Below are 17,632 nucleotides of genomic sequence, written 5' to 3'. Positions count from 1 at the left end.
GGCGAGGGAAGTTGGCCTGTGAAGTGCCACATCATAGAGATGTTGCGCCGAGGCGTGGCTCTAGCCGCCCCTCTACTTCAACGAACGCAACTCGAAGCGCTTGAGCTTGCCGGTTTCCGTGCGCGGCAGCGAGTCGACGAACACGATTTCACGCGGATATTTATACGGCGCCACGCTGTTTTTCACGAAGTCCTGCAGTTGCGAGACCAGTTGGTCGTTGGGTTCATGACCTGGATTGAGCACGACGAAGGCCTTGACGATCTGCCCGCGTGTTTCGTGCGGCGCGCCGACCACGCCGCATTCGGCGACCGCCTCGTGTTGCAGCAGCACGCTTTCCACTTCGGGGCCGGAGATGTTGTAGCCCGCGGAGACGATCATGTCGTCGGCGCGCGCCTGATAGAACACGTAGCCGTCCTCGTCCAGATAGACGGAATCGCCCGGCAGGTTCCAGCCGTCGCGCACGAACTTCACTTGCCGTTCGTCGGCGAGGTAGCGGCAGCCGGTCGGGCCGCGCACCGCGAGCTTGCCGATCGTGCCAGGCGGAACCGGCTGCATGGCGTCGTCCACGGCTTGCACGACGTAACCCGGCACCGCGCGCCCGATGGCGTGCGGGCGAATCGCGTCATCGGTCGCCGAGATGAAGATATGAATCAGCTCGGTGCCGCCGATGCCGTCGATCATCTCGATGCCGGTCGCCTCGTGCCACAGGCGACGCGTGGAGTCGGGCAACGCTTCGCCCGCCGACACCGTCTTTTGCAGGCTCGACACGTCGTGGCGCGCGACGAGCGGTGCCATTTGCCGGTAGAAGGTCGGCGCGGTGAACATGATGGTCGCGTGAAAGCGTTCGACGGTGTCCAGCAAGGTCTCGGGCGTGAGCTTCTCGATCAGCACCGTGGATGCGCCCACGCGCAGCGGAAAACACAACAGGCCGCCCAGGCCGAACGTGAACGCGAGCGGTGGTGTGCCGCAAAAAACGTCACTGGACGACGGTTTCAACACATGGCGCGGGAACAGATCGCACATGGCCAGTACGTCGCGATGAAAGTGCATGCAGCCTTTCGGCGCGCCGGTCGTGCCGCTGGTGAAGGCGATCAGGCAGACGTCGTCGGCGGCGGTGTCGCACGCGGCGAAGCGGTCCGGTTTGTTGATCGCGAGTGTGTCGATCGACTCGGCGTCGTCGTCGTGAAACAGGCGCGTTTGCTTCAGACCGGCGCAGTAGAACTCGTTCTGAGGATCGTTGCAGCGCGCCAGTTCCGCGATCAGACGGGCGTCGCATAATGCCGCGCTCACCTGCGCTTTCTCGATGATCTGCTTCAGTTCCTTGGCGCGCAAAAGCGGCATGGTCGGCACGAGAACGAGTCCGGCTTTCAGCGCCGCCAGCGCCATCACCGCCATGTTCAGGCTGTTCGGTCCACGCAGCAGCACCCGGTTGCCAGGCTGCAAGCCCATTTCGTCGACCAGCACGTGCGCGCTGCGATTAACCAATGCAAGCAGTTCGCCGTAGGTGGTGGCGCGTGGTTCGCCGTCCACATCGGACCAGATCGCCGGATGGTCGCGATGACCCGCTTCGATGGTTCGGTCCAGCAACTCCGAAGCGCAGTTAAAGCGCGACGGGTACGCAACGTCCGGGTTGTCGAGAAGCAGGACAGGCCATTGATCCTGCGGCGGAAGATTGTCGCGCGCGAAGGTGTCGACGTGTGCTGACGGTTCCATCATCCTCTCCCCCGGCGTCGAGCCGGCTGCATTGCGGTTGGCTTGCTGTATTTATCGTGGAATCACTGCCGCGGAATCACCGCGGTCGCTTCGATTTCCACCTTCGCTTCGTCCTCGATCAACGCAACGACCTGCACCGCGCTCATCGCGATGTCGTAGTCGCCGATCAGCTCGCGAAACCCGCGGCCGATATCTCTGAGTGAGGCCAGGTATTCGCGCTTGTCGGTGACATACCAGGTGAGACGCACCAGATCGCGCGGTTCGCCGCCCGCTTCGCGCAGCACGGCCACGACGTTTTTCAGCGCCTGAATGGCTTGGGCGGCGAAGTCGGTGGTCTGGAAGCGCGCCTGTTCATCCCAGCCAATCTGGCCGGCAATGAACACCTGCGTGCCGGTGGCCGCGACGCCGTTCGCATAGCCGCGCGGCTTGATCCAACCGTTGGGGAGAAGAGCTTTTTTCATGAGCGATGCGTCTCGATGGATTCGACTTGTGGGGCGAACGTCGCGAGCGCGCTCGCGATGTCCGCGGGAATTTCAATCGACTGTCCGCTTTCGATCGACGTGGTGACGAGCACCTGTTTGGCGCGAAAGCGGGTTTCGCCGCGGCAATGACCGACGATCTCGATGCTGATCGAGCGCCGTCCAATCGCGACGACACCCAGCGTCAACGTGATCGTCTCGCCCATCTGGCTCGGCCGCGAAAACTCGCAGTCGAGCTTGACGATCGGCAGGCCGACGCGGCGCTGCGCGATCATCTGCGCGTAGTCGATATGCAGGCCTTCGTTGAACCAGTCTTCGACCAAAGCATTGGTCATCACCAGGTATTGCGGAAAGAACACGATGCCCGCGGGGTCGCAGTGCGAGAAGCGAATGCGTACCTGCCTGTCGAACGAAGGCGTACTCATTTCGCGCTGCCCCCGGTCGCGGCCGCGTGCGCTTTCAGCAAATCGCGCCCCACGATCAATTGCTGCACTTCGGTCGCGCCTTCGTAAATGCGCAGCGCGCGAATCTCGCGATACAGCATTTCGACGGCCGTGCCGCTTTGCACGCCCATGCCGCCAAAAAGCTGCACGGCGGCGTCGATCACCTGTTGCGCGCCTTCGCTGGCATGCCACTTCGCCATCGCCGCTTCACGCGTGACGCTTTCGCCCTGATCGCGCAGCCAGGCGGCGCGATAAACCAGTAGCGCGCTGCTGTCGATGGTCAACGCCATCTGCGCGAGCTTCGCCTGCGTCAGTTGAAAATCGCCGAGCGTCTGCCCGAACATCTTGCGCGACGCGGCGCGCGTGAGACCTTCCGCCATCGCGTGACGCGCGAATCCGAGCGACGCGGCCGCCACCGACGTGCGGAAAATATCCAGCGTGCGCATCGCGAGCTTGAAGCCTTCGCCGGTTGCGCCGAGCATCTGGCTGCGCGGCACGCGCGCGCCCGCAAAATGCAGGCGCGCGAGCGGATGCGGCGCGATCACGTCGATGCGTTCGGCGATTTCAAGCCCCGGCGTATCCGCGTCGACGATGAATGCCGTGATGCCGCGCGCGCCCGGTGCCTCGCCGGTTCTGGCGAACACGACGTAAAAGTCGGCGATGCCGCCGTTGGAGATCCACGTCTTGTCGCCGTCGAGCACGTAGGCGTCGCCGTCTTCGCGAGCGGCGAGCGTCATGGCGGCGACGTCCGATCCCGCTTCCGGCTCCGACAACGCAAACGCGGCAATGGCCGTACCGTTGGCGACGCGCGGCAGGTAGTGCGCCTTCTGCTCGTGCGTGCCGCCGAGCGAAATCGCACCGGAGCCGAGCCCTTGCATGGCGAGCGCGAAGTCCGCGAGGCCGGAATGTTTGGCGAGCGTTTCGCGCAGCAGGCAAACGGCACGCGTGTCGATCGTGTCGCCGTGACCGCCGTAAGCGACACCGCCCACGCCGTATTTCAGCCAGCCCGCCGCGCCGAGTTCGCGCACCAGACGACGGCAGGTCGCATCGACATCCCTATGCTCGCCGTGCGAAAGATTCGCGCGGCACCATGCCTCGATACCCGCCGCGAGTTCGCGGTGGCGTGGCTCGAAGAACGGCCAGGCCAGCGCGCCATGCAGATCCGCATCGCTGTTGGCGTTCAACTCAGTCTCCCTCGAACACGGGCCGCGACTTCGCGGCGAATGCCTTGTACGCCCGTTCGAAATCGCGTGTGCTCATGCAGATGGCCTGTGCTTGCGCTTCGGACTCGATCGCTTCGTCGATGCTCATGCTCCATTCCTGATGCAGCATCTTCTTCGTGATGCCGTGCGCGAACGTCGGGCCGGCGACGAGATCGGCGGCGAGCTTGTGCGCTTCCTCGAGGAGCGCCGCGGGGTCGCACAGGCGGTTATAGAAGCCCCATGCGTGGCCTTCGTCGCCGCTTGCGGAGCGTCCGGTGAAGAGCAATTCGGCGGCGCGCCCCTGCCCGATGATGCGCGGCAGAATCGCGCAAGCGCCCATATCGCAGCCCGCCAGGCCGACGCGCGAGAACAGAAACGCGAGCTTGCTGCGCGCGGTGCCGAGCCGCATGTCGGACGCCATGGCGAGAATCGCGCCCGCGCCGGCGCAAACGCCGTCGACGGCGGCGATCACCGGTTGCGGACAGTGGCGCATGGCCTTGACCAGGTCGCCGGTCATGCGCGTGAAAAGCAGCAGTTCCGGCATCGGCAAATCGATCAGCGGCGCGATGATGTCGTGCACGTCGCCACCGGAGCAGAAGTTGTCTCCCGCGCCGTGAATCACGACGGCCTTGATGTCGGTGGCATACGCGAGTTGCCGGAACAGATCGCGCAACTCCGCGTACGATTCGAACGTTAGCGGGTTCTTGCGCTCCGGGCGGTTCAGCGTGATCGTCGCGACCTTGCCGGCGACCGACCAGCCGAAGTGTCGCGCCTCGTAGCTGGCGAGCGTCAGGCGGTTGCCGTCCAGCAGTGCGTCGGCGTTGGATCGTGTCATGAGCGTTCCATGCAGGATGGTGTTGCGGTTCAGGGCGGATCAGTCTTTCAGACTGTCGAGCAGATGTTTCTTGAGCTTGCCGAGGCGCTGATGCGTGCGCGATTTTTCATCGAGACTCAAGCCGCCGAACAGTTCGACCACCCATTGCTCGTGCGCCACCGCCATCTTGTCGAACGCCTTGCGGCCCGCAGGCGTGAGGCATACGCTGATCGAGCGGCGATCGTTCGGATCGTTGTCGCGCGAAACGAGGCCTTCTTTTTCGAGCTGATCCGTAATGCCGGTGACGTTGCCGCCCGTCACCATCAAACGGCGCGATAGCTCGGTCATCTTCAAGCCTTCGGGGTGCCGCTCAAGTTGCGCCATCAGATCGAAACGCGGCAGCGTGGTGTCGAATTCGTTGCGCAGACGCTTGCGCAACTCGGCTTGCACGAGATTGGTGGTGGTCAGCATGCGCAGCCACAGACGCAGGCCCATGTGACTATCGGCGCCGGTGCTCATTTCCAGATCCACGACGTTCTCCGCGGGTTTCGCGATGCCTTTGCGCGGCGGTTTTGCGTCACTAGCCACGGGCTTTTTGATGTTCGATGATTTCGTCACATTACTTCTCCACCGGAGATGGAAATGGATTGACCCGTCACGGCTTCCGAGCCCGGCTGGCAAAGCCACAGCACGGCATTGGCGACCTGTTCGGGGCTCACGAAGCGACGCTGCGGATTCGAGCGCAGCAAGGTTTCGCGCGCCTGCTGTTCGGTGCGCGAGGTCTTGCTGGTGATCTGTTCGAGGGATGCGTGCAGCAATTCGGTTTCCGTGTAGCCGGGACAAACCGCGTTGACGGTGACGCCTTTGGTCGCGACTTCGAGCGCGAGCGAACGCGTGAGACCGATCACGCCGTGTTTCGCGGCGCAATACGCGGCGACGTAGGCGTAGCCGATTTGTCCCGCCGTGCTTGCCACGTTGACGATGCGGCCATGACCGCGTTCGAGCATGCCGGGCAACACCGCGCGCGTGCCGAGGAACACGCCGGTGAGGTTCACGTCGAGCATGCGCTGCCAGAGCGCCATGTCGGTGTGTGTGAACGGCGCGGCTTGCGCCTGGCCGGCGTTGTTGATGAGGATGTCGACTGCGCCGGCCTGAGCGAACGCATCGGCAATGGAGCTTTCCTGCGTGACATCGGCGCTGACGCAGGCGACCTCGCCGAGCGCGGCGAGTTTGTCGCGCTGCGCGTCGAGCCGTTGCGGGCTGCGGCCCATCAACGTGACGCGCGCGCCGGCGCGCAGCAGCGTTTCCGCCACGGCCGCGCCAATGCCACTGCCGCCGCCGGTGACCACGGCGTGTTGTCCCGCGAGCGATGAGTTCAGCGTATTCATGTGGTTCCTTCCGCGCGTTGCGCGCGTTCTTGCGGCGACAGGCCTGCGTTGGCCGCCGCCTGCGCGCGCTCGCGTTCCAGGTTGCGTTCGAGTTGCGACTTCGCGGCGATGTAAGGCTTGGGCCAGGCCACATCGAGGTAGCCGATCCTGGCGGCTTCATTCAACGTCCACGACGGATTCGCCAGATGCGGACGCGCAATCGCGCACAGATCGGCGCGGCCCGCCGCGATGATGCTGTTCACGTGATCGGCCTCGGAGATCGCGCCCACGGCGATCGTTGCGATGCCCGCTTCGTTGCGCACGCGGTCGGCGAACGGTGTCTGGAACATGCGGCCGTACACCGGTTTTTCCTCCTTGCTGACCTGACCCGACGACACGTCGATCATGTCGGCGCCCGCTGCCTTGAACGCGCGCGCGATCTGCACGGCGTCGTCGGGCGTGGTGCCGCCTTCAACCCAATCGTTCGCGGAAATGCGCACGGAAATCGGCTTGTCTTGCGGCCATGCCGCACGGATCGCCTTGAACACCTGTAACGGATAGCGCAGGCGGTTTTCGAGCGAACCGCCGTATTCGTCCGTGCGATGGTTGGTCAGTGGCGACAGGAAGCTGGAGAGGAAATAGCCATGCGCGCAATGCAGTTCGAGCCAGTCGAAACCGGCTTCGGCGGACATATGCGCGGCGCGCACGAATTGCGCTTCGATCTCGCGCAATTCCTCGCGAGTGGCTTCGCGCGAATGCTGGCTGACGCCGAGCAGATATTGTTGCGGCGAGGCTGAAACGAGCGGCCAGTTGCCTTCGGCGAGCGGCTGGTCGATGCCTTCCCATGCCACTCGTGTCGATCCCTTTGCGCCGGAGTGGCCGAGTTGAATGCCGATCCTGGCATCCGACTGACGATGCACGAGATCGACAATACGTTTCCACGCCGCCAGATGCTCGGGCGCGTACATGCCAGGGCACCCGGGCGTGATGCGCGCTTCGGGCGATACGCAGGTCATTTCCGTCATGACCAGCGCGGCGCCGCCCATCGCGCGCGCGCCGAGATGCATCAGGTGATAGTCGCCGGCGATACCGTCGACGGCTGAATATTGCGCCATCGGCGAAACCACCACACGGTTCTTCAACGTGACGCCGCGCAGCGTGAAGGGCGTGAACATGGGCGGAATCGAGTGCTTGTGCGGTGCGGGTTCGACGCCGGCGCGCTGCGCGAGCCAGTTTTCGAAGCCGGACAGATAGCGCGCGTCGCGCTCGCGCAAGTTCTCGTGCGAAATGCGCTGCGAGCGCGTGAGCAGCGAATACGCGAACTGTTCGGGTTCGAACGACGTATAGCGGTCGACATGCTCGAACCATTCCGTTGAATTGCGCGCGGCGTTCTGGATGCGTAGTACGTCGACGCTGCGCACGTTCGTGTAGTGCCTCAGCGCGGCGGGCAAATCGCCGGGATGCGCGCCGATGCTGTTCGCCAGTTCGATGGAGTCTTCAAGCGCGAGCTTGGTGCCGGAGCCGATCGAGAAGTGCGCGGTGTGCGCGGCGTCACCCATCAGAACGACCGGCGTTTGCGTGCCGTCGGCGTTGCGGCGCCAATGCACCCATTCCTCGTTGACGACACGCGGAAAGCGGATCCATTGCGACGACCCGCGCAAATGCGCGGCGTTCGACAGCAACGCGTTGCCGTCCAGATACTTGGCGAACAGCTTTTCACAGAAGGCGATGCTGTCTTCCTTGCTCATTTCGTCGAGACCGGCGGCGCGCCATACGCGCTCCGGCGTTTCCACGATGAACGTGGACGTTTGATCGTCGAAACGATACGCGTGTGCCTGAAACCAGCCGAACTCCGTTTCCTCGAAGGCGAAGGTGAAGGCGTCGAAAAGTTTTTTCGTGCCGAGCCAGACGAAGCGGCAATCGCGCATGTCGATGCTGGGCTTATACGTAGCCGCATATTTTTGGCGAATCGCGCTGTTGGCGCCGTCGCACGCGACGACCAGGTCGGCTTGGTAGACGGTGTCGTCCGTGACCTGGGTTTCGAATACCAGCTTGACGCCAAGCGCTTCGCAGCGCGCTTGCAGGATGTTCAGCAGACGCTTGCGGCCGATGCCGCAGAAGCCATGACCCGACGAACGGATCTGCCTGCCGCGAAAATTGATTTCGATGTCGTCCCAGTGATTGAAGGCGTCGAGGATGGCGTCGGCGCTGGGGGCGTCGGCGGCGCGCAGATTGCCGAGCGTCTGGTCGGAGAACACCACGCCCCAGCCGAAGGTGTCGTACGGACGGTTGCGCTCCACGACCGTAACGTCGTAAGCCGGGTTGCGGCTCTTCATCAACAAGCCGAAATACAAGCCGGCAGGGCCGCCGCCGATACAGACAATGCGCATGCTGAGTCTCCAAAGTGGATTCTGCTTTGGAGTTAATTTAGGCGTAGATAATTTAGATGTCAAGTAAACATCGGCGCGGGGGGCGCGTGCATGCGGGTGCCGTATTCACTCAAACGAGCATCGGTCAGGGGGCTCCTGGAACGTAAGGCAGGAGCGGGTGCTCGCTCGCCAGCAGGCAAGCCGTATCTCGATGGGGACTTGCCCTGAACGGGCATCCGTATCAGCCCGTCGTCAAGAGCGGCCAACGCCGTCAGGCTCTTGTGTGCAGCAAGAACCATGCGGGAACGTGGACGGATGTATATAGGCGCCCAGGGACAGTCGCGGCGGGCCGACGAAACCTACCAGATCGACTCGAGGCCGCATGGGGTGGGAGCATGCGGGTGGGATTCCGACTCCCAGTGCATCAGAAATCGTTAATTGGATAAATTGCCAGAATTAATCTGTCAATTAACGATTGCATGGCATCGGTTAATTATAAATGCATTTTTCTGAAAAGACGAATCCCTCCCAAAACGCATCGAAGGTAAAGCCCGGCATTGACCTTGCACGCCAACATATTGGCGAATTCAGACGCCACTTAGCAACGTCATTAATGCTTATGTAGGATCGGACCGAACAAATCCGGTTCCAGGTCAGCCGGAATATTGCGACCAATTCTGAGGGAAAACTACGATGGCGTGTTCTGCGGAAGTTCACAGTGACAAGGCGGTGAGCCCGGAAGCGCTACTCAGTCCTCGACCGGTCGGACATATCGGCATCGTTTTGTTCGATGGTTTCGCGCTCCCGGAGGCTGCCGCGATCATCGAGGTATTCCAGTCGGCAAACGCGCTTGCCGGAATCGAGCGGTCTGGCCGAACACCTTATGACGTGGGTCTTTTATCGGCTTCCGGTGGCAGAGTCGCAAGTTCGTCGTCGGTGTTCGTCTGGAGCGAGAGCATTGAAACGTTCCGCCCCGCCGACAATTTCCGGGCACTATTTGTCGTAGGCGGTACGGAGGCGCACAACGCACTGCGCGACGAACGACTGATTACCTGGCTGCGTTTGGCCTACCTGCGCAGCGAACTGGTCTTTCCAACCGGCGAAGGGCGCGTTGTTCTGGAAGCCGCCGGATTCGGACAGAGCTTCAGCGCTCGGCACTACGGCGAAAGTCATTATCAAACCGTGCGGAACGCTCCGGTTGCTGGCGTTTTGACCGTTCCGTTCAGCCCACTGCAAGCTGCATTGAGCGTTGTCGAAGCCGATTTGGGTACCGCAATCGCGGGCCAAATCGCAGGCTGGGTGGCGCCGCCCGCCGAGACACAGTTCACCGCGATTTTAAGTAAAAGCGCGTCGGCGTCCGTCAGCGAAAAAATTCAGGCGGCAGCGCGGTGGTTGGAAGCAAACGGTGATCGACCGATCGTGATCGACGAGGCGGCGCAGGTCGCGGCCATGAGTGAGAGAAATTTTCTTCGGCGCTTCAAGATCGAAATGGGCGTCACGCCCTCTGACTATCTTCTGTATGTGCGACTAAACATGAGTTGCCGACTGCTTATTGAAACCAGTTTGCCGGTCGACAAAATAGCGCGCCGCAGTGGAATCGGCAGCGGCGGCCGACTTTCGAAACTTTTTCGCAAGTATCTAGGGAAAACACCTACCGAGTACCGCTCCAGCAAACGGCATTCACGGATGTCGTCATAACCGCTGATTTAAACGTATGCGTTGCGCTTTATCGGAATATCGGCCGGTCGGGCTGCGGACAATGCGCGGCCAGCACTACGCGCGAAGCGCTCAATCCAGAATCGACAAAAGATCGGCCATGGTCATATCGGGCAAGCGCTTGACGATCATGTCCCAAAAGATCACGTCGTGCATCGCGCTGGCATCTTCGACCGAATTCCACTCTCTCGCGCCTACAATGGTATTGGCGGTTTCGAGGGCGGCATCAACGATTGCCTGAATGTCTTTTTTGTGCATGAATGCGTTAACGGCTGCGCGTCCGGCTTTTTTAGCCCCGCGCGCAATCGTTTGCTGAAAGTATGGCGGCCCCGATAAATCCTGTCTGAACGAGACGTTCAGCCCGCAACTCGATGCTAACTGACTGGCAGTCGCTCATATAATAACGGCGGCATCTGTCAGTACAAACTCAGGAAAGCCCTACCTCCAAAATTCCGAATCGATCTTGACGTGAACAAACGCCGCGCCGGAATAGGTCGGCTTCGATTCCTCAACGCCTTCTTTATATCAAACCGCATATAACTCAATTTGAATCAGGTTATATACATTCCGTCTCAGTTTTTCGTTTTCATCTGGAAGCGTCGCGCCAGGTGTCGTGGTTCAATGTCCTGAGCGGCCAATGTGTTGGCTATTTCGGCCATGTAATAACGGCGCGAGAGTCATTTGTATAGGATGGGCCAAAAGAAAATGAAACAGTCTTCAGAGAGTTTTGCAGGCCACAATATTCCGGGGGAAAAGAATGGAACTGGTTCATAGTCCGCCGCCGTGCTGCTCGCGGCAAACAACCGCGCCGGAGCAAACGAGCGAAACGACACGCGTCGACGTAGCGTTGTTCAATGGCTTTGCGCTGCCAAAGGTCGCAGCGATCATCGAGATCTTCCAGAAGGCGAACGCGCTCAGCGTCTCTCCGCGATCGGGTTCCGCACGCTATGACGTCTCGCTGCTTTCGGCTTCGGGTGGCCGCATCGCGAGTTCGTCGTCGATGTTCGTCTGGACCGAGGGCGTCGAGTCGCACCGCGGCACGAACGACACGCACCTGCTGTTCATCGCGGGCGGCGCCGGCGTGCAGCAGGCGTGCCGCGACGAACGCCTCGGCAACTGGCTGCGCCGCAGGCATCCGTTCAGCGAGATTGTTCATCCGATCTCGGAAGGACAACTGCTTCTGGAGGCAGCCGGGCTTCCCAGCCGATACTCTCCGCTTCTCTACGGCCGCAATGAAGCGCGCGGCCTTCATCCGGCACTGCCGCTGAGCGAAGCGCCCGATGCGGTGGCGACGGCACTGCGCATTGTCGAAGAGGATCTCGGCTTTGAACTGGCGCGGCGGGTTGCCGAATCGGTCGAGCCGCGGCACGAGACGCCCTTCGACTCATCCATTACACGCAGCGGGGCGCATCGGGTCAGCGAGAAGATTCTGGCGTCGGCGCGCTGGCTGGACGCGAACGTCGATCGGCCTATCTCGATCGACGACGCCGCGCAAGTCGCGGCAATGAGCGAGCGCAATTTTCTGCGCCGCTTCAAGAGCGAAATTGGCATGACGCCCTCCGAGTATCTGCTTCGTGCGCGTCTGAACATGAGCTGCCGGATGCTCGTTGAATCGCGTTTGCCAATCGACAAGATCGCGCGGCGTTGCGGGATCGGCAGCGGCGGTCAGTTGGCCAAGTTGTTCAGAAAGTATCTGGACACGACACCTACCGACTATCGACTACGCGAAGAAGCGTCTTCAGGCAATTTGTCCTGAGCGCGGATTTCTCAAATCTGCAGGCGGATCGCCGCGCCTCGGCGGCGGAGTTGGAACGGCGATGGTTAATGCCGGGTCGGGGCGAAGCCGCCAAACGATTAATAGAAGTCGACGTCATTGGCCGAACCGATGAAGCCGCAAAAGCGTTGGTCGATGCGCTTGCCGCCAGCGCTTCGGTGGTCTTGAAGCAGGTATCGGTGGTGGTTTGAATCGCTCCGTCCCGGCCGTGAGATCGGTGGCTGTGGATCAGGAAACGATGGCGGATGCGATGAACGATGCTATGCCGATCGGCACTAGAAAAATCGTGGATAGTCTCATCCGCTTCATCCATCTGGTTCTCGCAGCCTCCCACGATCCACGCGCCCGACGCGGCTGAAACTCGAGGAATACCAGCCTTTGATAGTGTCGCCTTCCGACCTCCAAGGCGGAGAAGAAGCTGAAGATCAGATAGACGAGGGTCCACGCGAGACAAAATTTGGAAAGAAGCGAAAGAGCCGTCTGCATACTGCCCCCGTTAATTAAGTCTATTTGACAATCTGATATGTGGAGACTACAGAGCGAAGCAGCAATTTTGCTGACAAACTTTTGTCTTTATCCGTCGTCTTTTTTGGATGTTTGTCGACCGATCCAGGCGGGCTCGCAAATGGGGTAGACCACCTGCACATGTGTCTTAGCCGCCGACACGGAATTCTTGGAATTGCAGTGTGAATGGCACATGCAATGCGCATGCGCTGTGCCGACGATACTCGTCAATAGACCTCGGCCATGCTGAAACTTACCCCGGCAGCATCCTTGCGGGAGACGATCGGTGGTTCGTCGAGTCCCCATTCAATGCCGATGTATGGGTCGTCCCAGCGCAGCGTACGTTCATTCTCAGGATGGGAGCGCTCGGTGGCTTTGTAGAGTAGCTCCGAGACCTCGGACAACACCACGAAGCCGTGGGCAAACCCCGGAGGAATCCACAGCTGCCGACAGTCGGAGGCAGACAACCCCACTCCGAGCCACCGGCCGAAAGTCGGAGACCAACGTCGCAGATCGACCACTGCATTGAAGACATCACCCACGACGACGCGTACTAGCCTGCCTTGGGGTTGGCGGATCTGGTAATGCAAACCGCGTAATACATGTCGAGCCGACACCAAGTGATGGTCCTGGACGAACGTGTAGCCGCGAGCGACTTTTTCCTCGAATTCATCCTGATCGAAGCTCGCAAAAAATACTCCGGCTCCATCATTCGAAATGGGTGGCGCGATCAGCTTGACGTCACGAAGAGCGGTATGCACGACTTGAATGGTCATTGGGCAATGATCGACATAGAAGGGCCGAGTAGTTCTCGTTACCGGGTTCAGTGAGGGCTTTGACGTCGCCGCGTGATTCGTCAACTTGCATAAAGTGTTCGCGGAATCGCGGGTCAACAGTCGGCTGCGCGTTCCAGATCGTGCATGCGGTGACGCATGAAATCGGTCCGATGAAAGTGGGTATGTTACGAGGAGACCTTTGATGAATTCGGCAATTTAATTGGCGTAATCCGCCAATTAAATTTGCACGCCTTTGCCTAATCGAAATCTGCTCGATTTCTTCACTCACGCCACTGCGTGAAGCGTCCCTCTCAGGTACGCATGCGAGGACCAGTTCAGTGCTAGCAAAGCTCTTCAATAGTCCTGGAGCGGGAGGTGCAAGCTCATGTCTTTTACTGATCGCCACGCCATGGGTAACACACAACGCATGAAAGACGCAGCGACGATATGCGGACGTAAAAGAGGCGAATGGGCTAAACCGCCAACATGTTGGCGGTTTCCGTCAGGCACATTAAGTCACATGGCACTCTGGGTATGATGCATTTCAACCGGAGCCCAGATCTCTTTTCGTCGCTACAAAGAAGTGTCACGACGCGACTTGAGTAGCAAGTTACACCCTGCATCTATTTCGACAATTCGGAGAAACGAGAAGACTTAAATTGGGGAAACGAAAAAGTGCTCTGTACGCCAGTCGTAGTTGCGCTAAAAGCTAACCGAATCTACGCCTGGAAAAAATTGCAACACAACCGTTCCACTAGACATCAGCGAACTGAAAGTGCTGCAACTAGGTATTCACGATGAAATAGTCGCCAATCGAAAATGTCAAGGTCGAAAGGAGGATGGAGACAGGCTGGGGAAGTGACTTGGCAAATGCGTGGCACAGACACCGTCGAGTACTGAAAGCGGGATTCGATCAGCTTGAAGGGTGTTTGCATAGCGCGCGACGGCGGTAGATGTTGTGTTTTAAGTTCAGGTGCTCATCGTTCTCCGAATCGCATTCGGAGAGAACGACATTGCTCGCTTGGTGATACGTGCGGTCGGGCATAAACGCTCGCCGAATCACGCGGCCTGGTTTCAGACTGGAGAATCGAAAATGCCGGGGATGAACGGGGTGCTGGCACGACTTGTGGACGTTGCACTCATTGTCGGTGGAGCCTTAGTCGCATCGCATGTCCGCTTTGAAAGCCTCGCGCAGAGTCGGATTGATGGAGCGTTAATCACATTCACTGTTGCGCTAGCGCTCGCGTTGTTTCCAATCTTCGGGCTGTATGAATCGTGGCGTGGCCGTTCGATGTGGAGACTAATCGGGCAGTTGTCGCTGGCATGGATGATCGTGCAGACGTGTGGCTTGGTATTGATGTTTTCGCTGCATCGAACAGACGTCATCTCGCGGCTTTGGTTCGGATATTGGACCGCAATCGCGGGAGGCGCGTTCATCGTATCGCGTCTCGCGACCCATGCGGTGCTCCGTAGCGTGCGCTACGCTGGCCTGAACTTGCGCAACGTGGCTGTGGTTGGTTCTGGCGCACATTGCCTCCACGCCGTACGCAAGCTCCAGGATTCACCCTCTAGCGGCTTCCGCGCATATGCAATGTTCGATGTGCATTCGTCACTGGAGCGTGACTTGGACGGCGTGCCGATGTTCGATGAACTGCAAAAGTTTTACGAGTATGTGCGAAGTAACGGGGTACAAGAGATTTGGCTGGCATTGCCTCTATCGGAAGAGTCGACGATCCTGAGTATCGTCACTGAGTTCCGCGATGAACTTGTGAATATCCGTCTCATACCGGACGTGCGGAGTGTTGCGCTGTTCGATAGCGGCATGACCGATCTAATTGGAATGCCAGCGATCAACCTGATGGCGTCACCGGTGCCGGCGCGCGCCTTAGTGAAGAAAGAGATCTTCGACCGCGCGTTTGCCGCCTGCGCGCTGCTCGGGCTTGCTCCGCTATTTATTGCAATCGCGATTGCCGTGAAGCTGTCTTCGCGCGGGCCGGTGTTTTTTACGCAGAAACGCAAGGGTGCGGATGGGCGCATCTTCAAGATCTATAAATTCCGCTCGATGCGTCCTCATGCAGTAGAGATGGGCGTGGTGAAACAGGCCACTCGGGGTGACCCGCGTATTACGCGAGTAGGCGCGTTTCTCAGGCGTACTAGCCTCGACGAGCTCCCGCAATTCATCAATGTCCTGCGAGGAGACATGTCGGTCGTGGGACCTCGGCCGCATGCGATTGAACATGATCAGCTTTATCAGAATGTGGTGAATGGCTATATCCACCGTTACCGGATAAAGCCCGGCATCACCGGATGGGCTCAGATCAACGGCTTCAGAGGGGAGACAGACGAGATCGAGAAGATGCAAGGACGTGTCGAACATGATCTGTATTACCTGCGGAACTGGTCGTTTGGGCTCGATATGAAAATTGTCGCAGCGACGATCGCCAAGGGTCTGGTTCATAGCAACGCGTACTGACACCAGCACACAACAAAAAATTCGCACGCACTTAGCAAAACAGAGTACGTCCTGTTTCGGCATATCGGTGACGTGGAGCTTGTGGTCTCGAAGCTTTCGGGTGTCGGCCGAGCATTGCGTTAGGCGTGACTGATATTTTTCGGCAGACACATTTCTTCAATACGAAATACGGCGTAGTGGCGCAGGCATTCGGACTGGCGACTTAAGGGATGCGCCTGGAGGCCGTGTACTGTCGCCAGCTCGAATCATTACGCACGGGCGCTGCATGCGCTTGGCTGATGCGCGCTCCCGGTCGGCGCGGCATCGAAAGTACAGGGTTCGACCAACACAAAACGTGAGACAGCTGCCGCACGAAACTGCAAGCGACGGCGTCAAGCACGCTAGCCAACGGGTTTTACGGAGCAGTGAGATGAGAGTGGATGTTAAGGCGATCGGCAAAAACCTGAGGATGGCGAGAGGCGTGTGCACCATCGCCGCATGCACTGGTCTGGTTGCCTGCGCGGCAGCGCCGGGCATGAAGATGACCGCGCCAGCGACGCTTCAGTTGACGAGCGGCGACGCGCAGACGCCGCCCGCCAGTGTGCCGGTACAGATTGAAGACATCAACGTCGCGTTGATCGCCAAAATGCAGGGCCAACTCGCACAGGCACGCTCCGACCAGCTTCGAGATCTCATGTCCGCTACCGCTGCCTATCGGCTCGGCAAGGGTGACGTGTTGCAGATCACGTTGTGGGACCACCCGGAACTGGCCGCCGCGCAGGCGCCCTCTGGTCAGACCGCGACGCGCGCATCCGATCCCGTGCCCGGTTTTGTAATCGATGAGGACGGCAACCTTCAGTTTCCCTATGTCGGCAGTCTGCACGTCGAGGGACTCAGACCCGCGGAAGTACAGCGAGAACTGACGACGCGACTCGCCAACACCTTTATCAAGCCGCAGGTGACGGTGCGCGTCGCATCCTTCCGGGCGAAGCAGGTGTTCGTCGACGGCCAGGTGCATACGCCGGGCGCGCTGCCGCTGAACGATATTCCGATGACGCTCTATGACGCGATCAATCGCGCCGGCGGCTTCAGCGATACCGCTGACCAGAGCCGCCTCGTGCTCGTGCGAGACGGACGTTCGTATCCGGTCAGCCTCACCGGCATGCTCGACACGGGTGCCAATCCCGCGAAGATCGTGCTGCGCGATGGCGATCTGCTGCGCGTATTGGCACGCGACGAAAGCGGCGTGTACGTGATGGGTGAAGTCAACAAGCCGATAACGGCGATTCCGCTGCGGAACGGCCGGCTCACACTGAGTGAGGCTATCGCTCAGGCGGGCAGCCTGAACAGCAATACCGCCGATGCCTCCGAGGTCTACGTGATCCGCAATTCGCTCGGATCGCATCCGCAGGTTTATCACCTCGCAGCGCGCTCGCCGGTCTCGATGCTGCTCGCGAATCAGTTCGAGATGAATCCGCGCGACATCGTCTATGTCGACGGCAACGGTCTCGTGCGCTTCTCCCGAGTGCTGAGCCTACTGCTGCCTGCCGTCAACGCAGCGCTAACCGGGGCGATCGTGACCAAATGATCAAGACGATATTGGTCGTTTGCGTCGGCAATATCTGTCGCAGCCCGATGGCGCAATACCTGATCGATCGTGAGATCAGCGGCGTCACGGTGCTGTCCGCGGGGCTCGATGCGGTAGCAGGGTCGGCGCCCGATCCATTGGCGATCCGTATCACCGCGCAGTCGGGCCTCGACATTACCGCGCATCGCGCGCAACAGTTGAATGTGAGTCTCGTCAGCGGCGCCGATCTGATTCTGGCGATGGAAGCGGCGCACAAGTACGAGATCATGCGCCGGCATCCGGGCGCGTCGGGCAAAGTGTTTCGGCTCGGAGAAATCGGTCGCTTCGACGTGCCCGATCCATACACGAAGCCGATTGAGCACTTCTACGATGCGTTCGAATTGATCCGAATCGGCGTCGACGCATGGGCGCCACGTATAAAAGCAATGGCCTAAC

Annotated in this window: 15 protein-coding genes; 5 read left to right on the top strand and 10 right to left on the bottom strand. The window is 60.0% G+C overall.

Going from position 1 to position 17,632, the window contains the following annotated elements; translation table 11 throughout:
* Positions 1-72: 72 nt before the first annotated feature.
* The 8 genes from CUJ90_RS23220 to CUJ90_RS23185 all read right to left on the bottom strand — a co-directional run bounded on the left by CUJ90_RS23220 (position 73) and on the right by CUJ90_RS23185 (position 8,408).
* Entirely contained in the window at positions 73-1,713 is a 1,641-nt protein-coding gene (locus CUJ90_RS23220) for an AMP-binding protein (RefSeq protein WP_114164682.1), read from the bottom strand.
* 62 nt (positions 1,714-1,775) lie between these two features.
* The gene (locus tag CUJ90_RS23215; RefSeq protein ID WP_083081988.1) at positions 1,776-2,174 is read right to left on the bottom strand and encodes a RidA family protein; all 399 of its coding nucleotides are present in this window, start codon (positions 2,172-2,174) and stop codon (positions 1,776-1,778) included.
* On the bottom strand, positions 2,171-2,617 hold the full coding sequence (locus CUJ90_RS23210; protein WP_114164004.1) for an acyl-CoA thioesterase: 447 nt from the start codon (positions 2,615-2,617) through the stop codon (positions 2,171-2,173). The genes CUJ90_RS23215 and CUJ90_RS23210 overlap by 4 nt, the downstream gene beginning before the upstream one ends.
* On the bottom strand, positions 2,614-3,819 hold the full coding sequence (locus CUJ90_RS23205) for an acyl-CoA dehydrogenase family protein (RefSeq protein ID WP_114164003.1): 1,206 nt from the start codon (positions 3,817-3,819) through the stop codon (positions 2,614-2,616). Before CUJ90_RS23205 ends, CUJ90_RS23210 begins: the two co-directional genes overlap by 4 nt.
* A 1-nt stretch (position 3,820) precedes the next feature.
* Positions 3,821-4,672 carry an enoyl-CoA hydratase family protein gene (locus CUJ90_RS23200; protein WP_114164002.1) on the bottom strand — a complete coding sequence of 284 codons (852 nt, stop codon included), beginning with the start codon at positions 4,670-4,672 and terminating at the stop codon, positions 3,821-3,823.
* Positions 4,673-4,711: 39 nt separating this feature from the next.
* Entirely contained in the window at positions 4,712-5,269 is a 558-nt protein-coding gene (locus CUJ90_RS23195) for a MarR family winged helix-turn-helix transcriptional regulator (RefSeq protein WP_114164001.1), read from the bottom strand.
* Complete coding sequence (locus CUJ90_RS23190) at positions 5,266-6,039, bottom strand: SDR family NAD(P)-dependent oxidoreductase (protein ID WP_114164000.1); 774 nt, start codon at positions 6,037-6,039, stop codon at positions 5,266-5,268. Before CUJ90_RS23190 ends, CUJ90_RS23195 begins: the two co-directional genes overlap by 4 nt.
* Entirely contained in the window at positions 6,036-8,408 is a 2,373-nt protein-coding gene (locus tag CUJ90_RS23185) for a bifunctional salicylyl-CoA 5-hydroxylase/oxidoreductase (RefSeq protein WP_114163999.1), read from the bottom strand. Before CUJ90_RS23185 ends, CUJ90_RS23190 begins: the two co-directional genes overlap by 4 nt.
* A gap of 672 nt (positions 8,409-9,080) precedes the next feature.
* Here CUJ90_RS23185 and CUJ90_RS23180 point away from each other — a divergent pair.
* Positions 9,081-10,085 (top strand): GlxA family transcriptional regulator, encoded by a 1,005-nt coding sequence (locus CUJ90_RS23180; RefSeq protein ID WP_073428811.1) that lies wholly within the window; start codon positions 9,081-9,083, stop codon positions 10,083-10,085.
* Positions 10,086-10,175: 90 nt separating this feature from the next.
* Here CUJ90_RS23180 and CUJ90_RS23175 read toward each other — a convergent pair whose 3' ends face one another.
* Positions 10,176-10,361 carry a hypothetical protein gene (locus CUJ90_RS23175; protein ID WP_073428810.1) on the bottom strand — a complete coding sequence of 62 codons (186 nt, stop codon included), beginning with the start codon at positions 10,359-10,361 and terminating at the stop codon, positions 10,176-10,178.
* Positions 10,362-10,860: 499 nt separating this feature from the next.
* Here CUJ90_RS23175 and CUJ90_RS23170 point away from each other — a divergent pair, with 499 nt between their 5' ends.
* Positions 10,861-11,859: a GlxA family transcriptional regulator gene (locus tag CUJ90_RS23170; RefSeq protein WP_083081996.1), complete on the top strand. Its 999-nt coding sequence runs from the start codon at positions 10,861-10,863 to the stop codon at positions 11,857-11,859.
* 749 nt (positions 11,860-12,608) lie between these two features.
* Here the strand turns inward: CUJ90_RS23170 and rfbC are convergent.
* Positions 12,609-13,157, bottom strand: coding sequence for a dTDP-4-dehydrorhamnose 3,5-epimerase (gene rfbC, locus CUJ90_RS23160; protein ID WP_083082000.1), 549 nt, complete (start codon positions 13,155-13,157; stop codon positions 12,609-12,611).
* A gap of 1,093 nt (positions 13,158-14,250) precedes the next feature.
* Here rfbC and CUJ90_RS23155 point away from each other — a divergent pair.
* The 3 genes from CUJ90_RS23155 to CUJ90_RS23145 all read left to right on the top strand — a co-directional run bounded on the left by CUJ90_RS23155 (position 14,251) and on the right by CUJ90_RS23145 (position 17,631).
* The gene (locus CUJ90_RS23155; protein WP_114163998.1) at positions 14,251-15,630 is read left to right on the top strand and encodes an undecaprenyl-phosphate glucose phosphotransferase; all 1,380 of its coding nucleotides are present in this window, start codon (positions 14,251-14,253) and stop codon (positions 15,628-15,630) included.
* Positions 15,631-16,039: 409 nt separating this feature from the next.
* Positions 16,040-17,197 carry a polysaccharide biosynthesis/export family protein gene (locus CUJ90_RS23150; RefSeq protein ID WP_422879724.1) on the top strand — a complete coding sequence of 386 codons (1,158 nt, stop codon included), beginning with the start codon at positions 16,040-16,042 and terminating at the stop codon, positions 17,195-17,197.
* Complete coding sequence (locus CUJ90_RS23145; RefSeq protein WP_083082005.1) at positions 17,194-17,631, top strand: low molecular weight protein-tyrosine-phosphatase; 438 nt, start codon at positions 17,194-17,196, stop codon at positions 17,629-17,631. The genes CUJ90_RS23150 and CUJ90_RS23145 overlap by 4 nt, the downstream gene beginning before the upstream one ends.
* Position 17,632 lies beyond the last annotated feature (1 nt).

The organism is Paraburkholderia terricola (genome assembly GCF_003330825.1).
GTDB lineage: Bacteria > Pseudomonadota > Gammaproteobacteria > Burkholderiales > Burkholderiaceae > Paraburkholderia > Paraburkholderia terricola.
The sequence above is the reverse complement of the archived record's forward strand: the minus strand, read 5'-3'. Positions and strand labels throughout refer to the sequence as shown.